The organism is Candidatus Eisenbacteria bacterium, assembly GCA_018831195.1.
Lineage (GTDB): Bacteria > Eisenbacteria > RBG-16-71-46 > CAIMUX01 > JAHJDP01 > JAHJDP01.
Window position 1 is genome coordinate 1 of the sequence record JAHJDP010000036.1, and the last position, 6,986, is coordinate 6,986.

The 6,986-nt window shown below is 52.7% G+C and carries 7 protein-coding genes; 5 read left to right on the forward strand and 2 right to left on the reverse strand.

The annotated features are described in order from the left end of the window. The first annotated feature begins 501 nt into the window (after positions 1-501). Positions 502-2,601 (forward strand): SIR2 family protein, encoded by a 2,100-nt coding sequence (locus tag KJ970_07500; protein MBU2690759.1) that lies wholly within the window; start codon positions 502-504, stop codon positions 2,599-2,601. A 420-nt stretch (positions 2,602-3,021) separates the two neighbouring features. Continuing rightward, complete coding sequence (locus tag KJ970_07505; GenBank protein MBU2690760.1) at positions 3,022-3,336, forward strand: hypothetical protein; 315 nt, start codon at positions 3,022-3,024, stop codon at positions 3,334-3,336. Between the two features lie 105 nt (positions 3,337-3,441). Here the strand turns inward: KJ970_07505 and KJ970_07510 are convergent, their stop codons facing one another. Together KJ970_07510 and KJ970_07515 are read right to left on the reverse strand one after the other, a co-directional pair. After that, positions 3,442-4,218, reverse strand: a complete 777-nt coding sequence (locus tag KJ970_07510; GenBank protein ID MBU2690761.1) for a phage Gp37/Gp68 family protein — start codon at positions 4,216-4,218, stop codon at positions 3,442-3,444. Between the two features lie 4 nt (positions 4,219-4,222). Next, positions 4,223-5,335: a three-Cys-motif partner protein TcmP gene (locus tag KJ970_07515; GenBank protein ID MBU2690762.1), complete on the reverse strand. Its 1,113-nt coding sequence runs from the start codon at positions 5,333-5,335 to the stop codon at positions 4,223-4,225. Positions 5,336-5,916: 581 nt separating this feature from the next. Between KJ970_07515 and KJ970_07520 the strand changes: the two genes are divergently transcribed. From KJ970_07520 to KJ970_07530, 3 genes are all read left to right on the forward strand, one after another. Continuing rightward, the gene (locus KJ970_07520) at positions 5,917-6,150 is read left to right on the forward strand and encodes a hypothetical protein (GenBank protein ID MBU2690763.1); all 234 of its coding nucleotides are present in this window, start codon (positions 5,917-5,919) and stop codon (positions 6,148-6,150) included. Further along, positions 6,147-6,620, forward strand: coding sequence for a DUF2924 domain-containing protein (locus tag KJ970_07525; protein ID MBU2690764.1), 474 nt, complete (start codon positions 6,147-6,149; stop codon positions 6,618-6,620). The genes KJ970_07520 and KJ970_07525 overlap by 4 nt, the downstream gene beginning before the upstream one ends. Continuing rightward, positions 6,617-6,986, forward strand: a 370-nt coding sequence (locus KJ970_07530) for a recombinase family protein (GenBank protein ID MBU2690765.1), incomplete at its 3' end; no start/stop codon positions are given. The genes KJ970_07525 and KJ970_07530, both read left to right, overlap by 4 nt.

Below are 6,986 nucleotides of genomic sequence, written 5' to 3' on the forward strand. Positions count from 1 at the left end.
CTCGAAATGGGGTGGCTCTTTTGGTTGACGCTGACGCCGGTAGCTTAGGACATTGGGGTTCGCTATATCTGTAAGTGTCATAGAGTTTTGCGGTTGCGGCATTCTGAACGGGGCTCTCTGTTTGGAAAGGGTGTCGCTCGGTTACCGGTCAGAATCCTCGAACTTGGCACCCGGCAGCCGATATTCTCCGATTCTCTACTCTCGGTTCCGCACCGGTTGACGCTCGCGTTGCACTCGGACCCCGGGTGACACCCTCTTCGAACTTGCGCTCCAGTATCGGCGTAACTTCAATCTCGTCAATGCGGACGGAGTTTCAGGATGCATACCTGATAAGATGGCCGATCTTATTATTCCCTTCATCGGTGATGCACAGTCTGCTATCATAGAGCCGATTTCAATGCGTGGGCCACGAAGGGAAACAGCCAACGATCTCAGGTCGGACCAGATTTGTGGAAGGGACAGGTGGCTCGCGAAGAGAGAGCAACTCGGAGGTTCCTTGGCATGAAGAATGAGACTTTTACTGGTGACCTTCTGGTACATGAAAAGGTCATCAACGAGGAAGAGCAGGATAGGATCCTCGCTGAGCAGGGGGGGAATGGTAACTCTTGTCTGCCAAGGCGCCGGTTCGGTGACATTGTGCGCAAGTACCTTAAACCAGGAGACAAAGACCGGGTAATACAACTTCTCACCCAACTCCATGGCGCTCTTCGAGACCAGAACGAGGATATTACTGAGCTATTTGAAGAGATTCATTCGGGACGGGCACTTCTGTTTGTGGGTGCGGGCTTCAGTCTCCCTCGCCGAAAAGATGGCCGCAATGAGGGTCTCACTTCTAAGGAACTCGTTCGCCGCCTAGTCGCCGCGGTTCCTTGTAGGGATCGCGCAAAACTCTCCGGCCTTTCCCTTCCTGCTGTAGCGAAATATATTGAGCGGATGCATTATGACGTTTCAATCGGCCGGGTCATCATGAGGGCCTGTAGGGACCTACTCCCGCACGATCCGCTCCCACAACATGGTCTCCTCGCCCGGCTCAATCCCTTTCGCTTTGTCATCACTACGAACTGGGACAGACTAATCGAAAAAGCCTATCAAAATCCGTCTGGGAGGAGTAGTTCTCTCGCGGTGGTGCGGCGCGACAAAGAGCTGCAACGAATCGACCTCGAGAAAACTACTCTCCTGAAGCTCCACGGGGATTTCGAGAGAGAGGATTTCCATCCGAGCTATCCCCCGCTAGTGACACTGGAGGAATGTATCGGACACAGGGTGAGAAACCCGGTTCTGTACAGCCTGCTCAGCGCCCTTTTTGCCACGCACCACATCGTGATCGTGGGATTCAGGCCCGACGATCATAACTTCTCTGATCTCTGCCTACGCCTCACACATCAACTCAAAGGCCAGCTTGGACGCATCTTCATTGTAGATCCGGGAAACGAAGTCTTGCACCGCGCTGGGCCGATCGACGTCGTGCATATCAAACTCAGCGCTTGCGACTTCTTTCGCTACCTAGAGAAGTTCATTGCCGCAATGGGTGGCAGGATGGGCCTCTCCTCAGTTCCACCTGGAGGGCAGGAAATGGGGGACACGGGGGATAGTTCTCCGCATCGCTTCTGGTCGCCGAATCTGTGCACCCATGCCCGCAAGATTCGTGAGGCATTGCGTCTCCGTCATGTGGAGGTGGTGCGGAGTCCAGGGCGGGGAGGCGTCGAAGCCGCGAAGGTGTCTGTTGGAAGGCATGCGGCTCACCTTCTGGGTGATTGGGCGCAGCCTGGAGACTCTATTGCTCTGGGAGGAGGGGTGACACTGAAGGCGCTCGTCGATGCGGTGCGGCCGGAGTGGGAAAACTTCCAGAACGTGAATCTCTTCGCCACTGTTACGCCAGCTTTCGAGAGTTTCTCGGTGTTGGCTCCGATCACGCTTGTCTCGCTTCTTGCAGAGCGGTTGCACGCACAGAAGGTCACTGCATCTGCATTTCAGCTACCCCAGAGAATGGCTGACGTGCTCGTGAATCCGGAGGAACGACACCACGAGCATGTTGAGTGGGATCCTGCGTGCCAGCAGTGCCGGATCATCGAGGATTCCCTAGCCCAGTACTTGAAACGGGTTAGCCAATGTCGAATCTTCTTCCTAGGCGTAGGGTCGATGGAGCTAGAGCATGGCGGTTTCCAAGAGGTGTGCAACCGGTGCGCGGAATTGGCGGAAGGTGAAGGTAGTGAGCGGGGTGTCTCGAATCTTGGGGATCATTACCGGAGCATACTGAGAGAGCAGGGTTATGTCGGCGATGTAATGTACAGACCGTTCCGGAAAATTGAAAGCACCCCTGAAGAGGGGAAGGAATTCGAGTCCTACTTTCTTTCAGCGAGTGATGCGAAAAAGGAGAAGGAGGAGAAACGGCGGACATTCATGCGGCGGTTGTATTCCCATGTATTTCCCATCCCACTGGAAGTAATCAGATTGGCTGCAGGCGAGGATACGCGGCAGGTCGTTCTAGTGGCAAGCGGAATGGAGAAAGCCTGGCCGGTGCTTAGTCTATGCCACGCTGGACTGGCGGGAGCCCTTGTAATCGACTCCACTCTGGCCGAGGAGATGATCACACTGATTTAGGGAAAAGATATCTCTGGTGTGGAAAAGAACACTCGCCCGACAAGTCTTCCTCGTTGTGTGCAAAAACTCGGCCGTCCCCAGAAAGTCGAGTTTTGCGGCCTTTGCCCCGCCAATTGCCTTGTCTATATATCTAAGTGGTTGACGCAGGTGTCGCGTTCGGGGGGCCGGGTGGTGCGGTTTTCGAACTGAATAAATATGAGATATACTAACTAAATTCTTGGAACAGATTTGTCTGGGTAGTGTATATGGAGAACAGGTTTAGCGCATATGTCTGTTGTTATCTTGACCATGATTTATATGTTCGGCAGATTTATTAATGGTAATCACCATATTTGCGTATCGCCTGCATATGGTTCATATCGTAACCGAATGTAATTTAAATATGATCCAGAATTTTCAATCTTATAGGAGGATAATATTATGTCATTAGAAAAACCAACAGCTACCGATACCAGGAATGAAAGTAATGCGAAGAAGTATTTGAATGAATTGGCTAAATCATTGAGCAACTCTTCAAACGATTTTGGAGCTAAAGGGAATGTAGAAATTTCACTATTGCAGCCGGATGATAATGATGAGTGGAGTGTTCAGGTTTCCGGAAGTATCTCCAAAGGCCAAGATAGTGATGGAAAGGAAATGTGGGGAAAGCCCAATCTCGATGAGTTCTATTATGGGAAATCTTTGCAAGAGGTTTTAAAACGAATTTTCAAGGATGTATCACAATATTATGGATGAAAGTTACCGCAGTTATAAAGGAAGTTAATGAGGTCGCTACTTTTTGGTATAAGCAAGAATGTAATGGAATCAGGACGATGAACTATATAAACAGGTCAATTGCGATTATCTTGAAAGTTGGACTTGTAACTCTTTAGGTTCGTCAACTGGATACTGATCCCATGTGCGATTGTTGAGTAGTCTGCCCGCAACACCTTTATTCGTACCTCCCCATTGCTTGAAGAAAAAGGGTGCTTTGGCAGAAATACACTGATCACGGATACTCTCAACCCAGGCGGGATCCATTATTCTGGCTTTTGGCCCACTTTCGCCACCAACAATGACCCAGTTGATTAAGTTTGGGCCAAGGAGACCGCTTAAGTCGAGCGGTCCCAAAAGTGGTTCACAAGACAGAAAACGAACTGAACTTGGAAGATTTACAATTGCCTCTGCTCGATGAATGTAATCTTGCGTTTCGATGCTAGTGCCAAGACATATATGTGGATTTGTGGTAGCAAGTTCACCCCATTGGTCCGATCGGCGTTCAATGTAATTCGCCATACGTTCTGCACGCTTAGTAAGGATTTGGAATTGATGCCATGTGCAACGACGCATCGTGGTAAAAACACGATCGATAAATCGGTACGGGACCTTCTCGTGAAATAGATCGCTCATGGAATTGACGAAGATACGTTTCGGCTTTTTCCATGCCAGAGGAAGTCCGATTCGTTCCGGCCACAATTTGAGATCAAAACCCTGCTCATACGGATGGCCAGGAATACCTCTCCAGCGCTCGGCGAGGGTCTCAGCGTAGCAGTTCTTGCAGCCCAGACCCACTTTGGTGCAGCCGGTAACTGGGTTCCACGTTGCGTCAGTCCATTCGATGCTTGTTTGAGCAGCCATAGGATTAGCTCTCTTTGTCTTCGAACGTTATGCGAACGCCCTTCGGGTAGGTGTTTCTGCGCCTCGGGTCGCCGTCCGCCTTCTTCGAATCTACCTCGATAGAGTGCCCCTTGAAACCCTCCTCGGCTTCAAGAAGCCTCAGAGCGCCTTTGGCATGCTTGTCGAGGAACGCTGTCTTATCCCAAGTGTACTGAAGCACTTCGTCGGAGTAAACTGTCTGACCACGGAAACGCTCCCAGAGGATCGGAGCAAAGTCGCGTTCCGGAGTAGAAGTGAAGAGAGTTGCTTGGTCGGGGTCGACACCATCGGAGAATGAATAGTTCCCGGTTTCGTCGAGTCGCCACATAGCAGTCTTCATCTTCTCGTGGCCTTTTGAGTGGTTTGTCGCGAAGAAGAGGTCGTAGAGTTCTTGGTCCTTTTTATCTCGCATCGCGAAGTATCGAACGAACCTTGCTTGGCGTTCCAAGGACTTGGCGTAGAGTTGACGAGCGAGTATCACTCGCTCCTTTGCTGTGTGGAGGGCGGAGAGCCGATCGGCCGCGTCGGAATGACCTAAAAGCTCGTTAATCCGTTTGGGAATTACGTCGGCAAAGCGCCGAAGTGTAACGTTCATGAACGTGATGAGGACCTCGCAATGTGGATTTGAGAGGAGCCTCTCGATGAGTTCGAAGGGGAGTCCCTTGATGCCAAAGGGGTCCACGAAGGCGAAGGTCGGAGCAATCTGAAGGCCTTTCTCTTGGATGCTGTCGAGGGTCTCACGCAGGGCGGTTTCGAAATCCTTATTCTCAATGTAGCAATGGAATCTCTTCGGAGGCTTGAGGGCGACGATTTCGGACTCAAGGTGCTTGGCGCGCCTTTTGTCGGACTCAACGAAAACAAACACAAGGTCCCGAGCGAGTTTGCCCTGGTGGGTCTTTGCGACATTGAGAGCGATGAGCGGTGAGCCTATTTCACCACCCTTATAGCGGCCGGGTCCGGCAAACCCATCGTAGTAGATAATTCGGCCATGCCATGTAGAGAGAATGGGAAACCAGGCTTGTAAGTAGTTACAGAGGATGTCGTGCTTGGCCTTGGTGTGCGGGTCAAGGTTCCAGATTGTCTCCTTGGGTGCGGCCACGGTTCCCAGTCCTTTCAGTCACGAGAAGTTTTGCGCGGAACGAGTATCGCGCGTTCGAGTGAATCGGTCAAGCTGCCGAGATGGTCATACCGGAACGGCATATGATGCGATCTGCTTGGTAGTTCCCCTTCTCTGGTCATAAATCTGAGTATTTGTCACATTCCGATGACCTAACAGCTACTGAATTTTCAGGAAATCGACGCCCGGTGTCAAGAAGAAGCGTTGCTATGGTCATCTGAAGTGAGTGAGCGTGTAGAAATGTCTCTTTCATAATCCAATTCAGCCCTCAAATCCTGCCCTCGTTTGGGGGGCGGTTAGGTTGATCTTTCCTCTCCGTGACCGAAGGCCGAGCTTTACAGGCTCCGCAGAGTGTGTAAGTATTAAGTCTTAGCAGTTGAACTATCGCCCTTATAAAAGGCGACGAGAAATACCACCAGACAGCGGCCCGGCCGCAAAGCGGAAGGCGTTGTGGGTGTTGGCGAACGCAGCCATCCCATAGCGTCTTTTTTATTTGCCCGGGCTGCCTGCTTCCAACTCCGCTCATGATGTAGCCTCCCGCTCCGGTTCGCCCCGGAGGGAGCATGGATTTCCTGGATAATCCTGATGTGATGACGCCCGAGCAGCGTCTGCGGGAGCTTGCGGCGATCCTGGCTGCTGGATATCTGCGTCTCAGAACTCGGCAATCCGAGCTTTCTTCACCAGAGAACTCTAACTCATTTGGCGACAAAGAACTGGATGTTTCCGGCCACCCAAGCAGTTGTTTGGACAACGGGTTAACGGGCAGAGACCCGGTTCAAGAGGAGGTCCCGGAATGAAACCTAGCATCGCCAAGGAGATCGAAAGACAAAGCGACAAGACCGCCGCCGAGCTTCGGGAGAAGTATGGCGAGGTCTTTGGGGAAGAGACCCGGTCCCGCCACAAAGATTTCCTCCGGAAGCGGATCGCCTGGCGGCTTCAGGCGAACGAGGAGGGTGGCCTGTCGGAACGGGCCCTCCACCGAGCCAGGGAGTTGGCGAACGAAGCCGATCTTCGGCTGATAGCCCCACGTGGAAAGACCGAAATCCACCGGTTCCGGCCATCACATGATCGGCGGCTTCCCATGCCCGGGACGGTCATTACCCGGGAGTACAAGGGCCGAACGATCTCCGTGATGGTCCTGGATGAGGGCTTCGAGTTCGAGGGGGAGGTTTATCGATCTCTATCCGCGGTGGCGAGGAAAGTAACAGGTACCCGGTGGAATGGATTCCTGTTCTTCGGCATTGCCAAGAGGGGGAACGGAAAATGACCGGCCGGAAGGGACGCAAGACGACAAAGAAGCCAGATGTCGTTCGCTGCGCCATCTACACCCGCAAGTCCACCGACGAGGGACTGGATTCCGACTTCAACACCCTCGATGCCCAGCGGGAGGCGGCTGAGGCATACATCGCCAGCCAGAAGGCGGAAGGCTGGACATTCCTCCCGGACCGGTACGATGACGGCGGGTTCAGCGGTGGCACGATGGACCGCCCGGCGTTGCGGCAGCTCTTGGCCGACGTGGAGGGTGGGAAGGTTGATTGCGTTGCTGTGTATAAGCTCGATCGATTGTCCCGCTCGCTTCTCGATTTCGCCCGACTGATGGAGATGCTTGAGAGTCATGGCGTCGCCCTCGTCA

Bases quoted from the DNA above. Each gene is read 5' to 3' on its own strand.
- KJ970_07500 (MBU2690759.1), top strand. From the start codon at position 502: ATGAAGAATGAGACTTTTACTGGTGACCTTCTGGTACATGAAAAGGTC.
- KJ970_07505 (MBU2690760.1), top strand. From the start codon at position 3,022: ATGTCATTAGAAAAACCAACAGCTACCGATACCAGGAATGAAAGTAAT.
- KJ970_07510 (MBU2690761.1), bottom strand. From the start codon at position 4,218: ATGGCTGCTCAAACAAGCATCGAATGGACTGACGCAACGTGGAACCCA.
- KJ970_07520 (MBU2690763.1), top strand. From the start codon at position 5,917: ATGGATTTCCTGGATAATCCTGATGTGATGACGCCCGAGCAGCGTCTG.
- KJ970_07525 (MBU2690764.1), top strand. From the start codon at position 6,147: ATGAAACCTAGCATCGCCAAGGAGATCGAAAGACAAAGCGACAAGACC.